The following is a 22891-nucleotide window of genomic DNA, read 5'->3' on the forward strand; positions in this document are numbered from 1 at the left end:
TGCGGACAATGTTGCGATTGGCATCCAGACCAACAAAGTTGCCAGCAACTTTGAGGGCATCGAGATTATCGACGCCGGTGGTTACACCGGAGTCACCATCGTCGGCAGCGGCAGCGGCAACAGCGCCTATTGGGACCTCATGGACTTTAGCAACACGACACTGGTCGGCATCACGGCCATCGACGGTGGCGGCGGTAACGATACCATCATTGGATCGGCTGCTGACGACACCATCATTGGTGGGGACGGGTATGACGTTCTCAATGGAGGTGAAGGCGATGACATGCTAACGGGCGGTGCGCACGGGGATGCCTTTGTCTTCGATGTTGATTGGGGCAACGACACTATCGCAGACTTTACCGACGCTGATGTCTTGGATTTGTCGTCTCTAGGCATTAGCTATGACGACATTAACATCGTTCAAAGCGGCAGCGATGTTCTAATTTCTGACGTGAATGGAAATAGTATTGTGCTGCTGGGGATTGATGTTTCTACTATCGACAATACAGACTTCTCGTTCTAATTCACCAATCATTACGGGAGCATTGTCAGAATAGAATTGCTTGAACCTATAAGGCGCTAAAAAGCCCGAAGACATCATTACCTTCGGGCCTCTATTCACTGAAGTTTGGCAGAAAACTGAGATAATCCGTCATTTGCGGCACATAAAATGAGATTATCCGACAGGGCCGCTTTTGCACACGAGAGCAGACCTTCAAGTTTCGCTCTCAAACGTCCCAAATTCGCCAGTAGCGGACGTAAGCTCAGATTAACTTTTTTATATTATTCGTTTATATGGTTAGATAGCTCTATTGCTGCGACGCCAAGGACGATAGATGCAGGCCGACCAAACACAGATGTTGGAAATGATGGAATCCTGGATGGCAGATATGTGCCAGAGTCAGGAAACCTGGCTTGCGCAATCTGGGCAAGGCGGTGGCCGGATTTTGAAGGCTCCCTTGGATCCGGACCGGGGCACCGGCGACGTCAGTTTGGTGACATCCCAACAGGGTTTTCTGGTTGTTCGAATGGAAGGCACGGTTCGTGACGCGCTGCAGTATAATATGCGCGGCAACGGCTGGACCCGTTTTCATTTCCGGACTGACGCAGAAACCAGCCTGTCTTTTGACAGTCTTGGCAAAGTGAAACAGGCGGGTCCGCTGTGCCAGATTTTTCATCACCCAAGTGATCTGGAAAACGAAGAGTCAATCGAGGCAGGTTCTAAGCTCGACTGGATAACGGTCTTTATTCCGCCGGAAAAACTAGGCCTCGATTACGGGTTTGACGATGCTGCGGTGACAGAGCCTGTGCGCGAACTGGCGCGGGGGTGTGACGATCTTTTCCTGAAGAACTGGCGCTTAAGGCCCTCGATGCAGGCCATCTTCGATCAAATACACAATTTCCCTGTCACGCCGCAGATGGAACGCACCTTTACAGAAGCCAAGGCCATTGAGCTGATTTGCCGCATGGCCAAGCTGGTGACACAGCGTGATCTTTCCGACCTGCCACCAATGGTGAAGGAAAAGGATATTCCGCGGCTTGAGCTTGCCCGAGACATTCTGTTGGCCAATTATTGCAACCCACCCTCCGTGGAGGGGTTGGCTCGTGCCGTGGGCGTTAACCGCAATAAACTAAGCTACGGTTTCAAATACCTGTATGACGCTACCATTTCCGAGTTCTGCAACGAATTGAAGCTTCAGGCGGCATTGCAGATGCTGGAAGATGGAACCCAGTCCATCAGTGAGATTGCCTACACACTTGGATACGGTCAGGTGGCAGCGTTTTCCACAGCGTTTCGGCGTCGCTTCAATGCCAGTCCACGTGACGTTCGCACCTCTTTTATCGGCTAAAACATATGTTTGTGATGCGCGCGAAACTTTCTGTGACGCGCTCAAAAGACAACAGTCGCTGTTCGCCCATACCCTCAAAAGATGTTGGCCCATTGCGGGTGTCTTATGGAGGGTAATATGCTGGGAATTTCTCAAAAGAATGATGCTGGTGGCATCGCTTCCCAAATGAAATTCATGCTGATGGCGTCGGTTGCAGGTGCGGGTTTGATGCCTGGTGCAGCCGCGCAGGACGAGGCTGCCGCAGATGACAGTGACATGTGGGCGCTTGAAGAAATCGTGGTAACGGCGAGGCACCGCAAGGAAAGTTTGCAGAACCTGAGTGTTTCCATCTCTGCTGTAACCGGGGAGACCCTGGAGCGCTCAGGTGTTGGTAACGCCAGAGACATCGAGCATATGGTGCCGAACCTTGTATTCGGGAATACTGGTACGGACGGCGAGACATTTGTTGGTATGCGAGGCGTCGGAGATTTTTCCCGTAACATCGGCTTTGATACCCGCGTGGGTGTGTATCTGGACGGCGTGTATGTTGGCCAGTCGCTGGCGATCAACCAGGCGATGGCGGATGTCCAGCATGTGGAAGTGCTACGTGGCCCGCAAGGCACCTTGTTTGGCAAAAACACCTCAAGCGGTGTGATCAATGTGGTGTCGCGCGATCCGGGGTACGAGTTTGAAGGCAGCATCAAAGCCGAGACCGGGAACTTTGGTATGTACCAGGGCACGGCGATTTTGAATGTGCCGATCTCGGACGGCAAGGCGGCAGCACGGATCGTACTGACAGGTAAGCACCGTGACGGCTATGTGAAGAACCTTTACAATGATAAAGACCTACTGTCTGAAGACTATTATGGTGGCCGGGTAAAACTCCTTGTGGAACCGTCCGAAAAGCTGACGCTTAAGTTCTCCGGGGATTTCAACGCCAGCCGCCCCAACATCCTGTTTCTGGAACCCAGCGCACCTAACGGATTTGGCGGTTATGTGGGCGCACCAGAGGTGCGTGAAGTGACCCAGGATGTCGACCTGAAGGACGAATTGGACGGCTACGGCATGTCAATGCAGGCGGATTACCAATTCGATAGTGGCATGGTCCTGACATCGATCACAGGTTATCGCCATGCCGAGCGGTTGACAGTTTCGGATGAAGACGCATCACCGCTCGACTTCATCGATGCGGATCATTTCGAAGACAGCTTCAATCATTTCAGCCAGGAACTGCGCCTCGCATCCGCGCCCCATGAGAAGTTTGATTATGTGCTGGGTGCCTATTATTTCCATCAGGCGTCGGATTCACTCCGCAGTGTGGCATCAGGCACAGATTTCTTAGGCGAGATGAACATCGCGTCCACCACAACGGATGTGAATACGGATGTCTTTGCCTTGTTTGCGAACGGCAATATCTATCTGAACGAAGATTGGTCGATCAATGCCGGGCTGCGTTGGAACAGTGAAAAGAAAGACGTTGTCTTTGATCAGAACGCAACAGCGCTCTTCCCTGCTGTGGGCGTGATTGATGACCGTAAAGATGATGATATCAACTATACCATCAGCCTGAATTGGCAGGCGACCAACGATGTGAAGCTATATGCCACCCATGCCCATGGTACCAAAGGCGGCGGCTGGAACGTTGATTTTGTCGCGAGTGATGATATCGCCTTTGAGGGCGAAAAAGTAGACACCTTTGAGTTTGGCATGAAGTCTGAGCTGGCTGGCGGGCGGGTGCGCCTGAATGCAGCAGCGTTTGTGTCAAAGTTTGACAGCCTGCAGGTGTTCCAGTTTGTCTTCGATGAAGGCAGCGGCACCACGAACCTCAGCCTGACGAACGCAGGTAAAGCCACAGCCAAGGGTTTCGAATTTGATCTTCAAGCAATGCCTGCAGAGGGGCTGGAGATATTTGCGTCCGTTGGGTATGCCGATACCACATTTGATGAGTTCAAGAATGGTGGTGGCCTTGATGTCCACTATGACGGCAACCGCCTACCACGTGCGCCCAAATGGACCACCAGTGTCGCCGCCCAATATACCGGGCAGATCAACGAAGATCTCGACTGGATCATTCGGGCGGAACATACTTATCGTAGCGCTCAGTATTTCAACCCAAGTAACGATGCAACCACATTGGGTGACGGCTACGGCCTCCTGAATGCGCGCATCGGGGTTGTGTCTAATAGTGGCGGCTGGGAAATCTTCGCCTGGGGCAAGAACCTGACCAACGAGCTTTATGAAATGAACCGTGGGGTCAGCTTCCTGGGTATTCCTTTCGACCTGTATGGTGCGCCGCGCACCTATGGTGTGTCTCTCGGTTACCGCTTCTAGTCGGTTGGGGGAAAGACCATGGCGTATGCACATGAGCGTGACATGGTGGGGTATGGCGAAACGCCGCCCCACCCACAGTGGCCGAATGGCGCGAGGGTCGCTGTCAGTTTTGTCCTCAACTATGAAGAAGGTGGCGAGTATGCCTTCGACAACGGGGACAATATCTCCGAAACCTATCTGGCCGAAATTGTAGGCCTGCAGCCTCAGCCCGGATGTCGTTTTGTTGCCTCCGAATCCATTTATGACTTTGGTAGCCGTGTTGGCGGGTGGCGCATCAAGCGCCTGTTTGACGAACGAAAAATGCCGATGACCGTCTATGCCGTTGGTCAGGCCGTAGAGAAAAACCCGGACTTCATTAGGGCCATGCATGATAGTGGGCATGAAATTGCCTCCCACCACTATCGCTGGATCGACTATAGTGCCATGGCGATAGACGACGAGCGCGCCCACCTCAAAAAGGCTATTTCCGCCATCGAAAAGGTGACGGGTGAGCGCCCCGTGGGCATCTACGGCGGTCGCACCAGCCTGAATACCCGGCGCCTGGTGGCTGAAGACGGCGGGTTTCTCTATGAATCAGACGCCTATAATGACGAGCTGCCCTATTGGGAACATGTTGACGGGCATGATCAATTGATCGTTCCCTACATGCTCGACAACAATGATTTCAAATATGCCACGCTGCCAAGCTGGGGTGGGCCTGAAGCCTTTTTCGACCACAACAAAGCCACCTTCGACATGCTCTACCGAGAAGGGACAACAGCACCCAAGATGATGTCAGTGGGGCTCCACTGCCGATTGTCCGGGCGGCCAGGGCGGGCAGAGATATTGGCTCGTTTTCTCGATTATGTGGCCAGTCATGACAATGTGTGGGTTTGTACACGGCGTCAGATCGCAGAACACTGGCATCAGAATTTCCCCACCGTGTCCTCGTAAGACGCGGCTTGCCTCGCCCTTTTCCATCCCAGGGCGGGGCACTTTTTCAAGGAGGATGTCCATGAAAATTCATCCGGAAGCCAAGAAACAGGAAGCCAAATATACGGCAATCCGGCGTCATATTCATGCGCACCCAGAACTTGGTTTTGAAGAAGTCCGGACCTCTGAACTGGTGGCTGACGAATTGATGGCTCTTGGCTTGGATGTTGTGCGCGGCATCGGCAAGACCGGCGTGGTCGGAAGCCTGAAAAGAGGCACGTCGGATCGCGCCATCATGCTGCGGGCGGATATGGATGCCCTGCCGATCCAGGAGGCCAATTCATTCGAGCATCGGTCCAAAACAGATGGATGTTTTCATGGTTGTGGGCATGACGGCCATACCGCCACACTTCTTGCCGGAGCGGATTTGATCGCTAATCATACCGACTTTGACGGCACTGTTCACTTTGTATTCCAGCCTGCGGAAGAAGGGCTGGGGGGCGCGATGGCCATGATCGACGACGGCCTGTTTGGCCGGTTCGATGCGTCGGCTGTTTATGCCATGCATAACTGGCCCTTGATGCCGCTTGGGCAGTTTGCCACCAGGTCCGGGCCATTTCTGGCATCGTCCGACACCTTTGATATCCGTGTTCAGGGCAAAGGGGGGCACGCAGCCTTTCCCGAGCTGTGCAAAAACCCACTTTTGGCGGCGACTGCATTTGTGACAGCTGCAACAGAAACATTTGGCCTCGACACCGAAAATGCATTGCTTACTTTCACCAGCCTGAAAGTAGGCGGCGCCAACAATGTGATTGCAGATACAGCTCGGATTTTGGGCGGCGTTCGGTGCTTTGATGAAGAAATGCGACATCAGATTGAAGAAGGTCTGAAGCATAACGGGACATTCTGTGGCGATCGTTTCGGGCAAGCCATAGATGTTCACTATAACCGTATGTTTCCAGTGTTGGAGAATACAGCGTCTGAGACCGAACTCGCCTGTAAAGCGGCACGGCAGGTCGTCGGCAGTGCGTTGGTGAACAGCCATTTCGACAGGGTCCGCGGGTCAGAGGATTTCGCCTTCATGCTGAAGCATAAGCCAGGCTGTTACATTTTGCTCGGCGGTGGGCAGGGGGCGGATGCGCCCATGTGTCATCATCCTGAATATGACTTCAATGATGAGATGATCGCGATTGGCGCCAGTTATTGGGCTGCCCTTGTGGGGCTTTGTCTGTCGACCTGATAGCGGGTCAGGTTTCGAGGCATGGGGGAGCATGTTATTCACAAGAGGTGGAACCATGCGCAATATGATTAGTTGGTCGATACAGTATTTGCGGATCGCCGTCGCCGGGTTATTGATGTGTACGACTGCTCCAAGCGCTGCTTATGACCCAGTGCCGGATGTCTCAACTGAATGCGCTGCGGAATGTCTTCGCGTTGGGCTTGCAGACCGTGTCTGGCCTGAAAGCGAGACCCTGTCCAGGGAAATAGCCCGGATGTTCTTTGCAGATATCGGTGAACCATTTCAGGTTGTCCGTCAACCAACGCGCAGGGTGCAGCGTACCATGTTCGAAGGCGACCTGGATGTCCTGCTCTTTCATGAAGGCGAGGTTGACTATCCGCTTCTTCTTTCCCGCAATCGTGTGTTTGATGCCCATATGGCAGTCGTCGCTCAAAAAGGGGACAACCGGTTGTCGGGGCTTGGACATCACATCGCGGACATGACCGCAGTTGTTCTGTTTGGTGACCGGTTTATGGAGTTGCTTCCGGCCAGGCCCAGGGTCGTGGTGATGGTAGGGTCGCTTGAGCAGGCGTTTCAAATGCTCAACCACGGGCGTGTTGATATTCTTGTTGAATATGGTGTCGGAAGAAGAAACCAGCTGTCTATGCCGCACTACGACGCTAGGCTGCATGATATCGCAGGTCAGGGCGGTATCCTGTTTATTCGACCTGTTTTTAAGGCGACACCAAAGGGGCGCAAACTTCGAGACCAATTTGATCTGTGGCTATACGGAATGCATCGGTCAGGTAGCCTAAGACGCCTTTATGAGGCCAATGGTGCTGTTGCTGCTTACCCTGCTGAGTTTGCAAAGCCGAAGTGATAGCGTCAGCAAAGGGTCATAAGCCGATATTCAGAAGTTGAATGGACGGTGTCTGCTTTTGTCCCAAGAGCTGCCGAAATGCTCGATGGTGGAATTTCTCAAAATACGTGGGAATCTATCTCATTTTGTGTGAGAATAGATTTTGGAAATGGCGGGTTTCCGCGGTCGAATTTCTCATTTATTCTGAGAGCGGACACCTTTTGTGCATTCTCAGAGAAAGCTGGAAATTTCTCAGAAATAGCTGGAAATGGACCGGGCAGAGTTCACGAGAACTCGTCCGGTCTTTTCTGTATTGCGGACCTTGATAGGTTACATAACTAAGGCCAACTATTCGCCAGGAGCGGACTTCTTTGTTGTTTTGCTAGATGCGACATTGCAGGTATTTGCCGTGCCGGTCGTACCGCCTTTCCCAACAGCCAACTTTGACTTGAAGTGCAGTAGGTGTCCGTTAAGACATAACTAAAAATCATAAATTAATGAAAAATGATCATATCTTGTAATGATTTTTGAGTGCTGCCTATAATTTTCTCCGGAGAGACGCACTGAGACGCGGAAGGGCTCAGGCAAGGAGGAAAGCAAGTGACTAGGAAAGTGAAGTGGAAGCGAAACCCATGGGGGATTTCGCGTGCAATGAATAGTGTGTCAGCAGTGGCTGTTATGGCTGGGGTGGCCGCAGGCTCTGCGTATGCGCAGGACAACCAGGGTAACGATGAAGATGCGGATCAGTCGGCTTTTCAATTTGAAGAAATCGTAACGGTTGGTACCCGTTCGCAGGGGCGCTCGGCGCTCAGTTCGCCGGCGCCGATCGATGTAATTTCCGGCAGGGATTTCGAAAGCCAGGCCGACAATGACATCAGCAACCTGCTGAGGACGGTGGTGCCGTCGTATAATGTCAGCGCACAGCCGATCAGTGATGCATCGACTTTTGTGCGCCCGGCAAGTCTGCGGGGCCTGGCCGCAGACCATACGCTGGTGCTCTTGAACAACAAGCGTCGCCACCGGTCTGCCGTGATCAATTTTTATACGGCAGGCGAATCCAACGGTGCCCAAGGGCCGGATATTTCCGTATTTCCAACCATCGCCTTGAAACAGGTGGAAGTATTGCGCGACGGGGCCGCGGCACAATATGGCTCTGACGCAATCGCTGGCGTGATCAACTTCCGTCTCAAGGACGACAGCCAAGCGGGATCACTGGAGGCCAAATATGGTGGCACCTATGAAGGTGATGGCGAAAACTTCCTGGTTTCCGCAAACAAGGGGTTTGGTTTGGGCTCAGACGGCTTCATCAACATCAGCGCATCCTATGGTGAAAGCGATCCAACGGACCGGTCTGTCCAGACGGATGCCGCGGCTGAAGCTGCAGCGCTCGGCTTCCCCGGTGTACCGAACCCGGCACAGGTTTGGGGCACACCGCACGTCCACTATGATTTTAAATCTGTTGTGAATTTAGGCGTGAACATCAGCGACACCACACGCTTTTATGCCTTTGGCAATTATGCCAAGAAGAAAGCGACGAACGGCCTTTACCACCGTCCCGTGCTCAGCCGCGATGGCGTTTACACATTCGGTGCCAATGCAGCGATCATTGATCTTGACGGTGATGGCGGCGAAACATGCCCGACTGTGGCGGCCAATGACCTGGCTGGCCTGCAGGGCCTGTCTGCCAACTGCTGGTCCCTTTTCAAAGAGTATCCAGGCGGCTTCACACCGTCGCTTACCGGGACGGTCGTTGACTATTCTGCCGTGGCTGGTTTTGAGGGCGAGCTGGCAAGTGGGCTGACATACGACATCAGCGCAAGCTATGGCCGCAACAAGACAAGCTTTGTTGTCGATTCCTATAATGCGTCCTATGGCCCTGATTCCGCTACGGAAATGAGCGCAGGTGCTTTCATTCAAAACGAACAGAACCTGAATGCAGACTTCACATACCCTGTGGCTGTTGACGGGTTGGCCGATGATCTGTTGGTTGCCTTTGGTTTTGAGTATCGCCGTGAAGAGTTTGAATCCGTTGCCGGGCACCTGCATTCTTATTCGGTTGGCCCATACGGCGAACTTGGCTTTGGTGGTTCATCGCAGGGTTATGCAGGGGTGAACGCCGCGGCAGCCGGTAGCGCGTCACGGTCCAACATCGCGGCCTATGTTGACCTAGAAGCCGATATCACCGACAGCCTTCTGTTGACCGGTGCGTTGCGCTGGGAAGATTTTGACGGCTTCGGCTCGACAACAAATGCCAAGGTTTCGGCGCGCTGGGACATCACGGACAATGTTGGGCTGAGGGGCTCGTTTTCCACAGGCTTCCGGGCGCCGACACCGGGGCAATCGAATGTACGCAATATCAGTTCCCTTCTGGATGCGGGTAACATTACCCTCAGCGGCATTGTCCCGCCGACTGATCCTTTGGCGGTCAGCGTTGGCGGTTCTGAGCTTGAACCAGAGACATCAACCAGCTTTACCGTGGGGACTGTCATGTCCCTTGGGGAAATTGACCTGACAGTTGACTATTTCGACATCACGATTGAAGACCGTATCTCATTGTCGCCTTTCTTCGATGTCGATAGCCCGGATTTCGCGAACCTGCGGTACTATTTCAACGACTTCAAAACCAACACGAATGGGATTGATGTTGTTGCGACCTATTCGGTTGATATGGGCGAAGGCACGACGTCCTTCTCGCTCGCGGGCAACTGGACAAGCACCAAAGTGAAGGACTCTGCAAGCCTCGATCCACTGCGTATCCGGACAATCGAGGACGGCACACCAGCCATCCGTGGCAACTTTACGGTCAACCACGTGAACGACAAATGGCGTGCGCTTGCGCGGGCCAATCATTTTGGCTCCTATTATAACGGCCATATTTCCTTCACGGATATGGTGCCGGGTGCAGAGGTCACGTTTGACCTGGAGGTCGGGTATAACCTGACTGACAAGCTGGAGCTGGTTGTTGGTGCAAGCAATCTCTTCAACAACTTCCCGGACGAAGTACCGGACGAAGGCCTGCCGATGACAACGCTTCTGGGGACAGACGCGCTGTTTGACACAAAAGGCGCCTGGGGTGCCAAGTATCCGGAGTTTTCCCCGATGGGCATCAATGGCGGGACCTATTATGTCCGCTTGAGATATGTGTTTGAGTAAGGCGCATGGTGTGGGGTGAAAGGCCCGAACAGCTTTTTACCTCATGCAATAGTCCTCCCCGCAAATCCCCTGCCAGTGTTTCGGCAGGGGATTTTTCTGTCCGGTCAGTTGCGGGTAAAGTAGGCGCCTGGGGGGCGCGAAAGTCCCACCCGAAAAGCCTTGGGGTGCGGCAGTTAAAGTTGGTTTATGGTCTGGGCTACAGACTTTTCCAGCTTTTCAACCATTTCATCGATCTGGTTTTCTTCGATGATATAGGGCGGGGCCAGGATAACATGGTCGCCGTTCAGTCCGTCGATTGTGCCGCCGTTCGGGTAACACATCAGGCCGTGTGTCATGGCCGTTTTCTGAAGCTTTGCCCAAAGCTGTTTTTCTGCTGGGAAAGGCGATTTGGTTTCCCGGTCTGATACGAACTCCAGGGCCTGCATCAGGCCGCGCCCCCGGATGTCACCCACATGGGGGTGTTGGCTGAAACTGTCTTCAAGGCGGCTCTGTAGGTAGGCGCCTTGCTTGCGCACATTGGCGATCAGGTCTCTGTCCGAAATTTCTTGTTGCACTGCCAGACCTGCCGCGCAGTTGAGCGGATGGTTCATATAGGTATGACCGTTGGCAATGTAGCCGCGGCCCCCTTTGATGACATCAATAACCCTTTCTGAGATCAGCAGGGCGCTGATGGGCTGGTAGCCGCCGCCCAGTCCCTTGGCCATGACCAGCAGGTCGGGAACGACGCCGTCTTGTTCGCAGGCATGCCGTGTGCCCGTGCGGCCCATGCCGCAAAAGACCTCATCAAGGATCAGCAGTACATGATACTGGTCGCAAATCTCGCGGATACGCTTGAAATAGTCCTCATCCGCCGCGACGCAGCCATTGGTCGCGCCCACCACAGGTTCAGCGATAAAGGCCGCAACATTTTCCTGCCCAAGCTCAAGGATCTTGGTTTCAAGCTCGTTCGCGACACGCAGGCTGTAGGCCTCTGGCGTCTCATCGGCGTGGCGTTCCCGATAGGCATAATGCGGCGCGATCAGGTGGGTGGGGGCGAACATCGGATTATAGAGCTGCCGCCGTCCCGCATGCCCGCCAACATTCAGCGTGCCCAAGGTCATGCCGTGATAGCTTTGCCGGCGGGCGATCATGATCGAGCGTGAGGGTTCGCCCCGGTCTACATGATATTGCCGGGCAATCTTGAGCGCCCCTTCCACCTGCTCAGACCCGCCACACCCGAAAGTGGCGAACCTGAGGTCGCCCGGCGCGTCCTTCGCGAGCACGGCAGCGAGTTCCTCTGATGGGTCGTTTGTGTAGAAAACCGAACTGGCGAAACAGAGTTTTGACGCTTGTTCGCGGATCGCATCGATGACGCGGGCGTTACTATGCCCCAGGCACGACACGCCGGCACCGGACGACCCGTCCAGATATTTGTTGCCCTCAGTGTCATAAACATAAATGCCATCACCCCGTACCGCTTTGCGGTAGACGTCTTTCAAAGACCTGTGTGCTACATTGGTCATGCTTGTCTCTTCACTCGTTGCTGCAGGCGCGCATTGCGGGCCATGGTACTCAAAAAATCTTAATCGATCATCACCCTGCTCAGCGTGGGCGAATGCTGCACCAGCGGCTGATGAACAGCGCATATGTCCTGAGCGTCTGGCGGATGGATTCGATATCCACGCATTCATCAACGCCGTGGATGCGCTGGGCCACTGGCCCATAACAGGTGCCAGCCGTCTTGTTGTAGAAATGGAAGGCCCGCAAATCAGTGGTGCAGGTGGCGTAGAAACGCTCGGGTTCCGTGTTCGTCAGGGCGTGGTGGCAATGGGACAAAAGCTTGATGCCATCGTCCTTCAGGTCCACCAGATGTCCTTCCGACCGGAAACCGTGGAACCGGAGTTTGGGTTTCTTGTCCGCAAAAGCTGCAAGCTTGCGCGTGGCGCCTTCAACGCAGTCGCTGACCATTTGCATGATCTCCGACGCAGCCATGCCGGGCGGGAAGCCGATGCGGGCTTCCATTTCAGCATAGGACGGTACGCTAGAGGCCCAGTTGCCGCCGCTGAATTTGCCGATATTCAAGTTGAAAGGATGGTCAAACTGGTCATAGGGCGGCGTGCGGTATTTCTCATTCAGCTCGTCTTCAAGGTCCTGCAGGAAGGGGATCAGAAGCTGAAGTTTCCGAATGGCATTGTCGCCGACTGACGTGTCCAGGACATGCACGGGAGTGCCTTCAATCGCCAGCTTGAACCACAGCACGCCGACCTGCCCGGCGTAAATCTGGGGGCCGAATGGTTCGGGGATCAGGACAAAGTCGCCGTCATAGCCGCGCTCAAGACATGCCAGTGCGCCATTGCCGGTGCATTCTTCTTCCACCACAGCCTGAATGGTCAGCGGCGAGGTGATGTCCACACCGGCATGGTCAAGCGCATGCACAGCATAAATCATGGCGGCTACGCCAGACTGCATGTCGCCAGCCCCGCGGCCATATAACCAGCCGTCTTTTTCCCATGGTTCGTTCGGCGGGCGGGACCACATACCAAAAGGCGTTGCGTCCACCACATCCAGGTGGCCGTTCAGTACCAGTGTTTTGCCATCCGCGCCGGGGTTAATGGGGGAGACCAGATTATATTTCTTGTCGTAGCCCCATTCAACCGGCGCAAAAAGCGGGTGCTTGCCCAGCCGTTTTTCATCGATGGGGACGTGGTGCACCGGCAGATTGAGGTCTTTCATCTGGCGCTCTACAACGTCGAGCACCCCTTCTTCCTGATTGAGCACGCCATATTGCTTGACCATATCCTTGGTGAAATCAACCACGCGCGGGAAAATGGCGTCGCAGCTTTCAAGGATTTTTTTCTCAATCGGGTTGATCATCAGAATTCCCCTAGTGTTTCAGCCAGTATGAGGCTGGCGTCTGTGGCCTGAACCACTTCTTCGATGGTGAGCCCGGCGGCGATTTCCCGAAGGATCAAGCCGTCCGTTGTTACATCCATGACAGCCATGTCGGTGATAATGCGGGAGACGCATCTTTCCGCAGTCAGGGGCAGGGTGCATTCTTTCAGGATTTTGGAATTGCCGTATTTGTCCTGATGGGTACACAGGATCAGGATATTTCTGGTTTTCTGGGCCAGTTCCATGGCCCCCCCAATGCCGGGCGAAAACTTGCCAGGGATTTTCCAGTTGGCCAGATTGCCTTTCTGGTCCACTTCAAAAGCGCCCATGACCGACATGTCCAGCTTCGACCGGCGAACCATGGCAAATGATACGGCGCTATCGAAAAAGGCGCTGCCCGGCCGGGTGGTGATATAGGTGCCGCCGGCATCAATCAGCGCGGGACTGGCTGTTTCCAGTGTGGCCTTGGCACCAGCGCCCAGGATGCCGTTCTCGGAATGGATCATGACATCTCGTTCTGGCGGCAGGTAATTCACCAGCATGGTGGGCAGGCCGATACCCAGGTTGATGGTTTGGCCGTCGTGGATTTCCTGAGCGGCGCGCTTGAGGATGCGATCAAGACTCATAGCGTCCCTCCATCAGGCCATATTCCGTACCGTCGGCGTCAATCCGTACTACGGCTGTCAGAAAAGCTGACGGCGTATGGACGGTTTCGGGCACCAAGGTTCCGGGGGTAACAAGGTTGGGTGTTTCCGCGATTGTCTTTTCAGCGGCCATTGCCATCAGCGGACAGAAATTCATGGCGGTGGCACGGTACACCAGGTTGCCGAAATGGTCGGCCTGATGGGCGTGGACCAGTGCGAAGTCTGCATACAGGGCGCTTTCCACTTTGACCGTCCGGCACTGCCATTCGATCACATCCTCTGCATTGGTGATTTCACTGTGGAGGCCGATATCGGTAAGAAAGCCGAAGCTACCGGCGCCAGCGGTGCGGATTTTTTCAGCCAGGATGCCTTGCGGGAAAAAGCTGACCTGAAGCGAACCGTCATTCATCAGCTGAATGATCTTCTTGTTCAGTCCGATATGGGTGGTGATCAGCTTTTTTACCTGCCCGGCTTCAACCAGTTTGCTGATGCCAAGGCCTTGCTCGTTGGCGTCATTCTTGATCAGCGTCAGGCCTTTCTGGCCTTGCCGCAGCAGTTCCTCAATCAGGGTAAACGGGGTGCCGGGGGAGCCGAAGCCCCCAACCATGATACTGGCACCGTCCGGGATCATGGCGATCGCCTTCTCGAGTGTGGTTTCCTTGTGCATTCTTCAGAGAACTCTCGTGGTTTGTGCTTCCCAGCCTATTCGGCAGGGGCGGTTGAATAGGTGCGCTTGGACGCGATATCGCCTTCGCGGAACATGAATTTATTGCTGAACGCCAGCACAATGGTGACCGCGGGCACAATCAGGCCAAAGAAGGTGTAGGGCAGGTAATCAAGTGTGGCGACACCAAGGACCGAGGCATAATAGACCCCGCCCAGCCCCCACGGCACCAGCGGCGAGGTGGCTGTGGCCGAATCCTCGCTGACGCGCGAACACACCTGCGGCAGAAGTTTCTGAGCCTTGTAGACAGGCACCAGCATCCGTGCCGGGATAATCAGCGCCATATATTGGCTGGCAGCCAGAAGGTTCACCGCGAACGAGGACAGGACATGGGTGACAACAAGGCCACCGGTGTTGTGCACCAGGTGGCGAATTTTGGTCAGGATGACATCCAGCATCTTGGTCTTTTCCATCACGCCTCCCATGGAAAGCGCGATAAAGCCCAGCGAGATGGTCCACATCATATTCTGCAGTCCGCCGCCAGACAGGATCTTGTCCACGTCCGGCACACCCACATTGGATGTGAAGCCGAAGTTCATGAAGGTGATCATGTCATCAAGCGAAAAGCCTTGCAGCCCGATGGCCAGCATCATGCCCACAAGCGATGCGATAATCATGACCGCCAGGCCGCTCATGCGTTTCATGATTAGCACAACCACCAGAATGGGCGGCAGCAGCGTGATCGGGTTCAGCGAGAAAGCCCCCTCGATACCGTCAAGGATGGCCTGTACCTGCGCGTCATCAACGGCGCCGGCATGGTCGAACATGAAGCCCATGACAAAATAGATTGCAAGGGTGATAAGGATCGCCGGGCCGGTGCTGTAGATCATGCTTTTGATATGGTCGAAAAGCTCTGCCTGTGCCACCGCCGACGCCAGATTGGTGGAATCCGAAAGGGGCGACATTTTATCGCCGAAAATGGACCCGGAAATGACCGCACCAGCGGTGATCTCTGGCGGGATGCCAAGCCCCAGGCCGATCCCCATGAAGCCCACACCAAAGGTGGCAGCGGTAGTCCAGCTGCTGCCGGTGGATAGCGATCCGATCGAACAGATCAAACAGGCTGAGAAAAGGAAGTAATCCGGCGTTAGCAGCTTTATGCCGTAGTAAATCAGCGCAGGGATGGTACCTGCCGCGGTCCAGCTGGCAATCAGGACCCCAACCATCATCAGGATCATCATGGGCAACATGGCGATATTGCAGCCATACAGGATGGCCTCCTGCACATCATGCCATTTGTAACCGTTCAGCATCGCCACGATTGAGGCAAAGGCTGTGACGATGATCAGTGTGATCTGGGTTGAGCCGGTATTGCCCAGAATGAAGACCTGCGTGGAAATTGCGATCAACAGGAAAAGCATGACGCTGATAGCGCCTGTGATACCTACGCCTTTCTTCTTTTCAAAGTCAGTCATCTTGCCTCCCTGGCGCACCATGAATTGCCGCGCTGCCAGCATCAGTGGCTGGCGGCACAATTCCCTTCAGGATCAAATATACACTTGAGGCACGGTTTATAACAATATATGATCGGAATTTATCAAATTATGAGATTTAGTTATGGCTGATCTGAACCTCAGTTCGCTGAAATCCCTGACCATTTTCAAGACATTGTATGAGGCTGGCTCGGCCACCAAGGCGGCGAAGGTTCTTGGCATTACCCAGTCCGGCGTAAGCCGTTCGCTTGCGATGCTTGAAGAAAATCTGGGCCTTTCCCTTTTCATTCGTGACAAGAATCGGCTTGTTGCAAAGCCTGAAGCTGACGAGCTCTACCAAGCTATCCTGGGGCTGATGTTCAACCTTGACGAACTGAAGCATAGTATATTGGCGCTCAGGGAATTTGGTGTATCGCGTATACGGGTCGCTTCTATCCCTGGATTGGGTTTTGGTTTTGTCCCAAGGTTGATTGCGGCGATGCTGCGTGAAAACCCCAAGCTCAATGTTTATTTCGACATAATGTCAACGCAGGAGGTGGTGCGCGCCGTTGAGGCCGGACAATTTGATGTGGGGTTTGTGACCCTGCCGGTTTCCAGCGAACAACTGCAAACAGATGAGGTGGTACACATCGACGCCGTTTGTGTCATGCCGAAAGATCATCCGTTGGCGTCGCAAGACCATGTCAGGGTTGAAGACCTAAGTGGCCAACATATGATTTTTGCCAATCAACCCAATATCGCTGCCGATCAGGTATTGAAGCTTGTTGAAGAAAGGCAGGTTAAGCTGGCGGGCAAGACCGAGGCCAACATCGCCAGCATATGCGCCTTGGTTGAAAGCGGTGTTGGAATAAGCGTGCTGAATTCGATCACTGTATCCGACAGTATCAGGGAAGGCATGACAATGCGGCCATTCGTACCTCGTATAGGCTACTCGTTCGGTATGATCTATCAGAAACGCTGGAAAGACGGCAAGGTTGTCAGCCTGGTTCATGACAATCTGGAAACCTGAGCCTTGACATGTGTGGAATGTCCGCTTTGGGTCAGATTTGGTAGTTGGTTTCCCTACCTATTTAATGTCTGCAGCTGCCCGTTGGAGCGGATGTTGATGGCGGGAAGTGCTTGCTCGAAAGGTGGCCCCATATCCGGTAATAGGGTCGTTGGAATTCTGACCCGAGGCAAGGTGTCGGGAGTTTTCTAATACCCGGTCGGGGATTTCTCTACAAAACATGTCTGGATAGGTACCTCCAAAAGCAACAAAGGCAGCTAGCTCCTCGCTAACTGCCTTTTTCTGCGAAACTTTGTCTCACTTTATGTGTCACCCTACAACATGTAGGGTGACGCAATTAATGAGACTGGCTTCTGCGGATTTCTGCCTTTTTCAGAATCCGAATGACACATAAAGTGAGACTGAGTGACGCATAAACTGAGATAATCCGTCATTTGCGACACATAAAGTGAGATTATCCGACAGGGCCGCTTTTTTACCCGAGAGCAGACCTTAAGTTTTCCCGGTCATACGTCCCTAATTCGCCAAAAGCTGCCGCTATGATACTGCCATTCAGCAAGTGGTTTGCTGAATCCCGTGACAGCCCGTCGCCATTATGTTTTCTATATTCCAACTAATAATGCTGACCGAAAATCCGTCAACACACTGGAAAATTGTGGCACCGCTCAAGCAACTGACACTTATCATCGGCGTAATCTTCTGGGGACTGCCTGCGCAGGCAGCTTGCAGTGACGGCGCAACCCTGCGGTTGCAGCTGGAAGTGACAGGCGAGAAAAAATACAAGCCGATCGAAGCATTGCTCCGAGGCGTGTCCCGACTTGCCGAAAAAGCGGGAGACTGTTTTCGCTCATCCAGACGGTTGGACGGCACGCTGCGATCTGACATTGACCGTTTCCAGCGTGTGTTGCGCTCTGAAGGATTCTATGGCGCCAGGGTTGTGCACAGTTCGGCCTTGCAAGGTGACACGCTGCTGGTTTCCATATCTGTGGACCCCGGGTATCAATATGAATTTGGCGACGTGCAGGTTGTTAACTGGAATGATGACGGTGAGCGGTCCGACATGTCCGCGCTTGGCGTTACTTCCATCGAGCAGCGGATTGGTTCTGGCGAGCCTGCCCGAGCCAGCAAGGTTGTCGAGGCGGAAAAGCACTTGCTGGCTGAGCTGAGCAACAGCGGTTATCCGTATGCAAGGCTTCTGGAGCGCGACGTTGTGGTGGATCACGCCACGCGAATGGTTTCCGTTACCTTCAATATGGTCGCCGGCGAACAGCGTCAGCTTGCCTTGCCGTCGTTTAGCGGTCTGCAGGAGGTGCGGGAATCCTACCTTGAAAAACTTGTCCCATGGAAGAACGGGCAGCTATTCAAAGAGTCGTTGCTTGAAGACTATAGAAACAGGCTGTTGGCCACGGGACTGTTTCGCGCGGTTCACATATTGGTGCCGCAAAAAGGTGATGATGCCGAAGTGCGGCCGCTGGTGCAGGTCGAGGAAGCTTTGCACAGACGGATTGAACTGGCGGGAGGCTACGCCGCCGGGGAAGGCTTTGAGGCAGAGGCCAGTTGGACACACCGCAATTTTTGGGGCGCGGGTGAAAGCCTCAAACTTTCCCTGCTGGCGGGCGAGGCCGAACAGCAGCTTGGCGGGACCTTTCGCAAACCCAACTGGCGGCGATATGAGCAGTCGATGCTGCTTCGCGGCACGATTGGGCATGAAAACAAGCCAGCCTATAGTGCAGATACAATCGATGTGTATGCGGGGCTTGAACGCAGGCTTGGGCGATCTATCAGCGGATCGGTTGGCGCCGAGGTCGAACTGGCAAGGCTTGACAAGCCGCTGGGCAAGGTGACCGAGAGCATTTTTTCCGTGCCGGTCGGCCTGAAGTTCGACGGGTCGAATTCCATCCTGGACCCGACCCGAGGCTTTCGAGCGACTTTGACCGCACAGCCAACCCTGTCTTCGCGCGCAGAGGATACCTATTTCCTGGCAACGGAGCTTCGGGCCGCTGCCTACTGGCACTTGCCCGCCTTTGACCAAGTGACATGGGCGGCCAGGGTGCGGCTGGGCAGTATCTGGGGCGCGTCTCTCGACCGTGTACCCGACACAGAGCGCTTCTATGCGGGTGGCGGCGGATCGGTAAGGGGCTTCGGCTATCAGGCCCTCGGCCAGCTGGATAGCGAGGGCGCACCTGTTGGTGGGCTCTCGGTTGCTGAGGTGGGGCTGGAGGCGCGCGTGCGCCTGAGCGAGACCATCAGTGTGGTTCCCTTTCTGGATGGCGGTATGGTGTATGATGACAATACGCCCGCGTTCAATGGGTGGCGGTGGGGCGCAGGACTGGGCCTCAGGTACCACACGGCTGTTGCGCCCATCAGGGTAGACCTTGCCACTCCGCTTGATCGGCGCCCCGGTGAAAGCTCTGTCGCCGTCTATATCAGCATCGGACAAAGCTTTTGAACCAGTCAAAAAACATTGATGGCGTCGTGCAAAGGCGCAAGTGGACGCGCCGCCTGCTGCGGCTGGGCCGGTGGCTTGCTGTTCTTGCCGTGCTTTTGGTGTTGGCTGCGACCACCTTTGGCTTCTGGATGAGTGGCAACGCCGGAAAAGCGTGGCTGAAGGAAAAAGCCGAAGCGTCGCTGTCAACCCCTGACCGGTCGGTGTCCATAGGGCGCCTTTCGGGTGATGTTTTCTCTGAAATCGGGGTCCATGATATTGCCGTTGCAGACCGGCAAGGCCCGTGGCTGCGGCTGCGGCAAGTTGATGTCAAATGGAAGCCTGCCGACTTGCTCGGGGGACGTCTCACCATAGACAATGCCCGTGTGCAGGGCGGTAGTCTCATGCGCCTGCCTGCAGCAAACGAGAAACAAGGTGACGCCAGCTTGCCTGACTTGCCGGTTGCCCTGGCACTTGCCAGTTTTGAGGGCGATCTTGCATTTGATGGGCAGCAATATGACATCCGGGTCAAGGAGCTGCGGCTGAGCAGCGCCCTATTGCAAGGTGAACTGGAGGTCCGTACCAGTGCGGGGTCTGATTACTTGCAGTTGGCTGGCCAGTGGACCGGGCGCGACGGCCCATTTTCTTTTGAGGCGTCCCTATCGGCGGGCGCGAACGGTTTGATCCCGGCCCTTATTCCGCTGCACTATGCCGGGGCGACGGAGGCTTCACTTAAGGGGGAGGGCACGTTTGACGAGTGGGCCGCAAACCTGAACTTGACGGCGTCAGATCAGGTGCAGCTGCAGGCAGATGGTCGTGGCGAAAACGGGGTATGGACAGCGCGGCTGCGGCAAGACCGAAACCTGCTGCTGGACGGCGTTGCTGGATCGCTTCTTGGCGGCGACGTTGAGGCCAGTTTGACCATGACGCCTTTGGCAGGCCAGTCCTGGCCATTTCAGCTAAAGGTACAGGCGACAGACTTGGCCGCGGCACTGGACGGCCGGCTCGAGACGACAGACGGACTTGCCATTTTGGGAGGCCGCTTCGATGGACGCATAGCTCAGGTTGAGGCCGGAAGTGACCGGGCGAGCAACCTCACCGCAGAAGGCTCGCTTCAATATACCAAGGGAGCCTTTGAAGCGTCTTATGGCTTGGAAGTTGGTTCGGCCGCCTTTGACGACATGAAGGCCGAAAACCTGAGGGCCAAGGGGTCCGTTCAGGGAGTAGGGGGCAACTGGCGCGGCCGAGTGACCGCCTTGACCGGGCAATTGGGCTGGCGGAATCTTGAAGAAGAAATCGCGAGCGGGGCCGCAGACTGGGCCTTTGATAGCCAGTCCAGTCGATGGGCAGTGGATATTCCAGCCCTGACAACAAAGTCTGAAAATCGTCTCAGCGCAAATGCCGGGGGTGATGCCAGCGGCGTGGAAACAGCAAGTGTGACACTCAGTGCAGCGTCTGCAACGTTGGCGACTTGGGCGCCGATCAATCCCGACGGTGGGCGCCTTGATGCACGGGCTTCGCTGGTTCGGCGGGCAAATGGCCTTTACGACCTTGAGGGCGAGGCAAAGGGCGCGGAAATTGGCTTCACGGACACCTACACGGACAGACTTTTCGGCACAGCGCCAACGATCAGCCTTCAGGCCGGTGTGTCTGCCAACGGCACCACTGAAATTTCCCAGGCCGTCCTCAAAGGCCCAGGAATTGTCGCGCACACTGAAGGCCAGGTTTCATCGGCGGCCCTGGATATGTCCTATGATGCCGTCATAAGCGCGCTGCCCAGGCAGCTCACATCGGCGGTTGCAATGGACGGCACCGTCACCGTCAGGGGCACCGTTCAGGGCAGTCCCGGCATGCCACGCATTTCTTTCCGCACGGGGCTTGATGAACTCGCAGGATATGGCGTCGCGCTGAGCAATGTTGGTCTTGAAATGGCGCTCACCAAAAGTGCTAAAGACGATGAAGGATGGCTGGGAAATGGCGGTTTGGCCGGGCGGAGCAAGATGGGTATCGCTTCGGCAGATATCGACGTGTCGGTAGCGCCTGAAGGGCAGGTAGACCTTGACGCAATACTGAAACATCCGGGCCTCACAGGTGCTGTGTCGCTGAGCCGTACGCAGGCCGGAGATGTTCAGGCCAGCCTTGAGGCCAGGGCGGTGCCCGGTGAGTATGACGGCCTGCGTGTTGCGGGTCAGGCGTCTCTGGTTGCTCAATACCGGGCGACATCTGGCGCGGCTGACGCCGATATCCGGGTGAATGGACGCGACATCCTTGTGGCAGTAGGCGGCAGGCTGCCATTTGAGGCTGGCGCCGTGGACGCGTATATGCGGGTACCGCTTGCCGGCACGACAGCCAAGCCACTTCTGAATGCCGAGGTTACAGATGTACGGAGCGCTCAGTATCAGGTGAATTCCTTGTCTGTTACCGCTGACAACGAGAGTTTGGACCGTTTCCACCTGGAAGGGGTTGGCTGGGCGGTTCATCCTTTCTCTCTCGCCTTCGATATCTCAAGTGCTCCGGGCAGGATGGAACTGATCGGAAGCGCCGAGTATGGCGGCTACCAGATCGGCATACAGGAACCCGCGACACTCGAGTTTGGCAAGGCGACCAATTTGGCTGCGCCCAGCATTTCGGTAAACGAAGGCACTGTCTCGCTGACTGTGCAGCTGTCGGCCAACAGTTTGATCACCGATGCAACGCTGGAAAACCTGGATCTGGGGCTGGTGAACCTGATCCGGCCAGGCCTGTTGCAGGAAGGAACAGCATCCGGGCAATTGAAGGCGGGCTGGCAGCGCGGTCGCACGGAAAGCCTGAAGGCGTCACTCGACCTTCGGGATATGCTTTTCTTGCCCGAGGGGTTTGTAACGCTGCAGGAGAGCACGCGCTACGCCGCCCATGTGTTGGTGCAGACCAAAGCCTCCATTCTGGAAATGAAGGGTGAATTTTCTGACCCCAATGGGGCCATAGGCAGCATTACGGGGATGCTCCCATACCGGTTCGATGCCGACGCGCGGTCCTTCGAATTGCGCGAAAACGCACCATTGACTGCAGTGGTGACCTGGACAGGCGAAGTGGAGCCGCTTTGGCGACTGTCGGGACGGGGCGATCACCTTCTGGACGGTGAAGCGACCGGTGAGCTCAAGGTTGAAGGAACGCTGAATGAACCCGTATTTTCGGGTGGCCTTGAGCTTTCTGGCGGGCGCTATGAGTATCTGCCCATGGGGTTGGTGGCCTCGATTGATGAACTGTCCATCATTGGTTCGGGAGACCAGGTGAAGCTCGCATCTCTGCGCGCTTCAGACTTTGAGAATGGCCGATTATCAGCGCAGGGAGCCTTTGAGCTATCCTCCCGCCTGTCCTTTCCCGGCAGCTTGTCCCTGAAGATGGAAGACTTTCAGGTGGCCCGTCTGGACATGTTGCGCGGCAAGGTCTCTGCAGGGTGTTGTCAGATTAAAACTGCTTGAACAGAAATTCTGGCCACGATAGGC

General features: G+C 55.1%; 15 protein-coding genes. 10 read left to right on the top strand and 5 right to left on the bottom strand.

The genetic code is table 11. The annotated features are described in order from the left end of the window. The 7 genes from B3Z17_RS11500 to B3Z17_RS11530 form a co-directional block, all read left to right on the top strand. The coding region (locus B3Z17_RS11500) for a calcium-binding protein (RefSeq protein WP_414672774.1) at nucleotides 1-523 on the top strand (523 nt) is incomplete at its 5' end. Nucleotides 524-1064: 541 nt separating this feature from the next. Then, nucleotides 1065-1850 (top strand): helix-turn-helix domain-containing protein, encoded by a 786-nt coding sequence (locus B3Z17_RS11505; RefSeq protein WP_286829911.1) that lies wholly within the window; start codon nucleotides 1065-1067, stop codon nucleotides 1848-1850. A gap of 117 nt (nucleotides 1851-1967) precedes the next feature. Beyond that, the gene (locus B3Z17_RS11510; protein WP_286829912.1) at nucleotides 1968-4160 is read left to right on the top strand and encodes a TonB-dependent receptor; all 2193 of its coding nucleotides are present in this window, start codon (nucleotides 1968-1970) and stop codon (nucleotides 4158-4160) included. Nucleotides 4161-4178: 18 nt separating this feature from the next. Next, nucleotides 4179-5093 (top strand): allantoinase PuuE, encoded by a 915-nt coding sequence (gene puuE / locus B3Z17_RS11515; protein WP_286829913.1) that lies wholly within the window; start codon nucleotides 4179-4181, stop codon nucleotides 5091-5093. Between the two features lie 61 nt (nucleotides 5094-5154). Then, nucleotides 5155-6312: an amidohydrolase gene (locus B3Z17_RS11520; protein ID WP_286829914.1), complete on the top strand. Its 1158-nt coding sequence runs from the start codon at nucleotides 5155-5157 to the stop codon at nucleotides 6310-6312. A gap of 55 nt (nucleotides 6313-6367) precedes the next feature. Further along, nucleotides 6368-7171, top strand: coding sequence for a hypothetical protein (locus B3Z17_RS11525; RefSeq protein ID WP_286829915.1), 804 nt, complete (start codon nucleotides 6368-6370; stop codon nucleotides 7169-7171). A 630-nt stretch (nucleotides 7172-7801) separates the two neighbouring features. Further along, the gene (locus tag B3Z17_RS11530; protein WP_286829916.1) at nucleotides 7802-10303 is read left to right on the top strand and encodes a TonB-dependent receptor plug domain-containing protein; all 2502 of its coding nucleotides are present in this window, start codon (nucleotides 7802-7804) and stop codon (nucleotides 10301-10303) included. Between the two features lie 173 nt (nucleotides 10304-10476). On the opposite strand, the gene B3Z17_RS11535 is transcribed toward B3Z17_RS11530, so the two are convergent. The 5 genes from B3Z17_RS11535 to nhaC form a co-directional block, all read right to left on the bottom strand. Next, nucleotides 10477-11805 (bottom strand): aspartate aminotransferase family protein, encoded by a 1329-nt coding sequence (locus B3Z17_RS11535; RefSeq protein WP_286829917.1) that lies wholly within the window; start codon nucleotides 11803-11805, stop codon nucleotides 10477-10479. Nucleotides 11806-11884: 79 nt separating this feature from the next. Beyond that, nucleotides 11885-13156 carry an ArgE/DapE family deacylase gene (locus B3Z17_RS11540; RefSeq protein WP_286829918.1) on the bottom strand — a complete coding sequence of 424 codons (1272 nt, stop codon included), beginning with the start codon at nucleotides 13154-13156 and terminating at the stop codon, nucleotides 11885-11887. Further along, nucleotides 13156-13800 (bottom strand): 3-oxoacid CoA-transferase subunit B, encoded by a 645-nt coding sequence (locus B3Z17_RS11545; RefSeq protein WP_286829919.1) that lies wholly within the window; start codon nucleotides 13798-13800, stop codon nucleotides 13156-13158. The genes B3Z17_RS11540 and B3Z17_RS11545 overlap by 1 nt, the downstream gene beginning before the upstream one ends. Further along, nucleotides 13790-14485, bottom strand: coding sequence for a CoA transferase subunit A (locus tag B3Z17_RS11550; protein WP_286829920.1), 696 nt, complete (start codon nucleotides 14483-14485; stop codon nucleotides 13790-13792). The genes B3Z17_RS11545 and B3Z17_RS11550 overlap by 11 nt, the downstream gene beginning before the upstream one ends. Nucleotides 14486-14520: 35 nt before the next feature. After that, nucleotides 14521-15957, bottom strand: a complete 1437-nt coding sequence (nhaC, locus tag B3Z17_RS11555) for a Na+/H+ antiporter NhaC (protein ID WP_286829921.1) — start codon at nucleotides 15955-15957, stop codon at nucleotides 14521-14523. Nucleotides 15958-16099: 142 nt separating this feature from the next. Between nhaC and B3Z17_RS11560 the strand changes: the two genes are divergently transcribed. The 3 genes from B3Z17_RS11560 to B3Z17_RS11570 all read left to right on the top strand — a co-directional run bounded on the left by B3Z17_RS11560 (nucleotide 16100) and on the right by B3Z17_RS11570 (nucleotide 22867). Further along, nucleotides 16100-16984, top strand: a complete 885-nt coding sequence (locus B3Z17_RS11560; protein WP_286829922.1) for a LysR family transcriptional regulator — start codon at nucleotides 16100-16102, stop codon at nucleotides 16982-16984. Nucleotides 16985-17600: 616 nt separating this feature from the next. Further along, nucleotides 17601-19430, top strand: a complete 1830-nt coding sequence (locus tag B3Z17_RS11565) for an autotransporter assembly complex protein TamA (protein WP_286829923.1) — start codon at nucleotides 17601-17603, stop codon at nucleotides 19428-19430. Then, the gene (locus B3Z17_RS11570) at nucleotides 19427-22867 is read left to right on the top strand and encodes a hypothetical protein (RefSeq protein ID WP_286829924.1); all 3441 of its coding nucleotides are present in this window, start codon (nucleotides 19427-19429) and stop codon (nucleotides 22865-22867) included. Before B3Z17_RS11565 ends, B3Z17_RS11570 begins: the two co-directional genes overlap by 4 nt. The last annotated feature ends 24 nt before the right edge of the window (nucleotides 22868-22891 follow it).

It is taken from the genome of Kordiimonas sp. UBA4487 (assembly GCF_002389025.1).
Taxonomy (GTDB): Bacteria; Pseudomonadota; Alphaproteobacteria; order Sphingomonadales; family Kordiimonadaceae; genus Kordiimonas; species Kordiimonas lacus.

Excerpts from the sequence above, each read along its gene's own strand:
- B3Z17_RS11505 (WP_286829911.1), top strand. The coding sequence starts at position 1,065 with ATGCGCGGCAACGGCTGGACCCGTTTTCATTTCCGGACTGACGCAGAA.
- B3Z17_RS11510 (WP_286829912.1), top strand. The coding sequence starts at position 1,968 with ATGCTGGGAATTTCTCAAAAGAATGATGCTGGTGGCATCGCTTCCCAA.
- puuE (WP_286829913.1), top strand. The coding sequence starts at position 4,179 with ATGGCGTATGCACATGAGCGTGACATGGTGGGGTATGGCGAAACGCCG.
- B3Z17_RS11520 (WP_286829914.1), top strand. The coding sequence starts at position 5,155 with ATGAAAATTCATCCGGAAGCCAAGAAACAGGAAGCCAAATATACGGCA.
- B3Z17_RS11525 (WP_286829915.1), top strand. The coding sequence starts at position 6,368 with ATGCGCAATATGATTAGTTGGTCGATACAGTATTTGCGGATCGCCGTC.
- B3Z17_RS11530 (WP_286829916.1), top strand. The coding sequence starts at position 7,802 with ATGAATAGTGTGTCAGCAGTGGCTGTTATGGCTGGGGTGGCCGCAGGC.
- B3Z17_RS11535 (WP_286829917.1), bottom strand. The coding sequence starts at position 11,805 with ATGACCAATGTAGCACACAGGTCTTTGAAAGACGTCTACCGCAAAGCG.
- B3Z17_RS11540 (WP_286829918.1), bottom strand. The coding sequence starts at position 13,156 with ATGATCAACCCGATTGAGAAAAAAATCCTTGAAAGCTGCGACGCCATT.
- B3Z17_RS11545 (WP_286829919.1), bottom strand. The coding sequence starts at position 13,800 with ATGAGTCTTGATCGCATCCTCAAGCGCGCCGCTCAGGAAATCCACGAC.
- B3Z17_RS11550 (WP_286829920.1), bottom strand. The coding sequence starts at position 14,485 with ATGCACAAGGAAACCACACTCGAGAAGGCGATCGCCATGATCCCGGAC.
- nhaC (WP_286829921.1), bottom strand. The coding sequence starts at position 15,957 with ATGACTGACTTTGAAAAGAAGAAAGGCGTAGGTATCACAGGCGCTATC.
- B3Z17_RS11560 (WP_286829922.1), top strand. The coding sequence starts at position 16,100 with ATGGCTGATCTGAACCTCAGTTCGCTGAAATCCCTGACCATTTTCAAG.
- B3Z17_RS11565 (WP_286829923.1), top strand. The coding sequence starts at position 17,601 with ATGCTGACCGAAAATCCGTCAACACACTGGAAAATTGTGGCACCGCTC.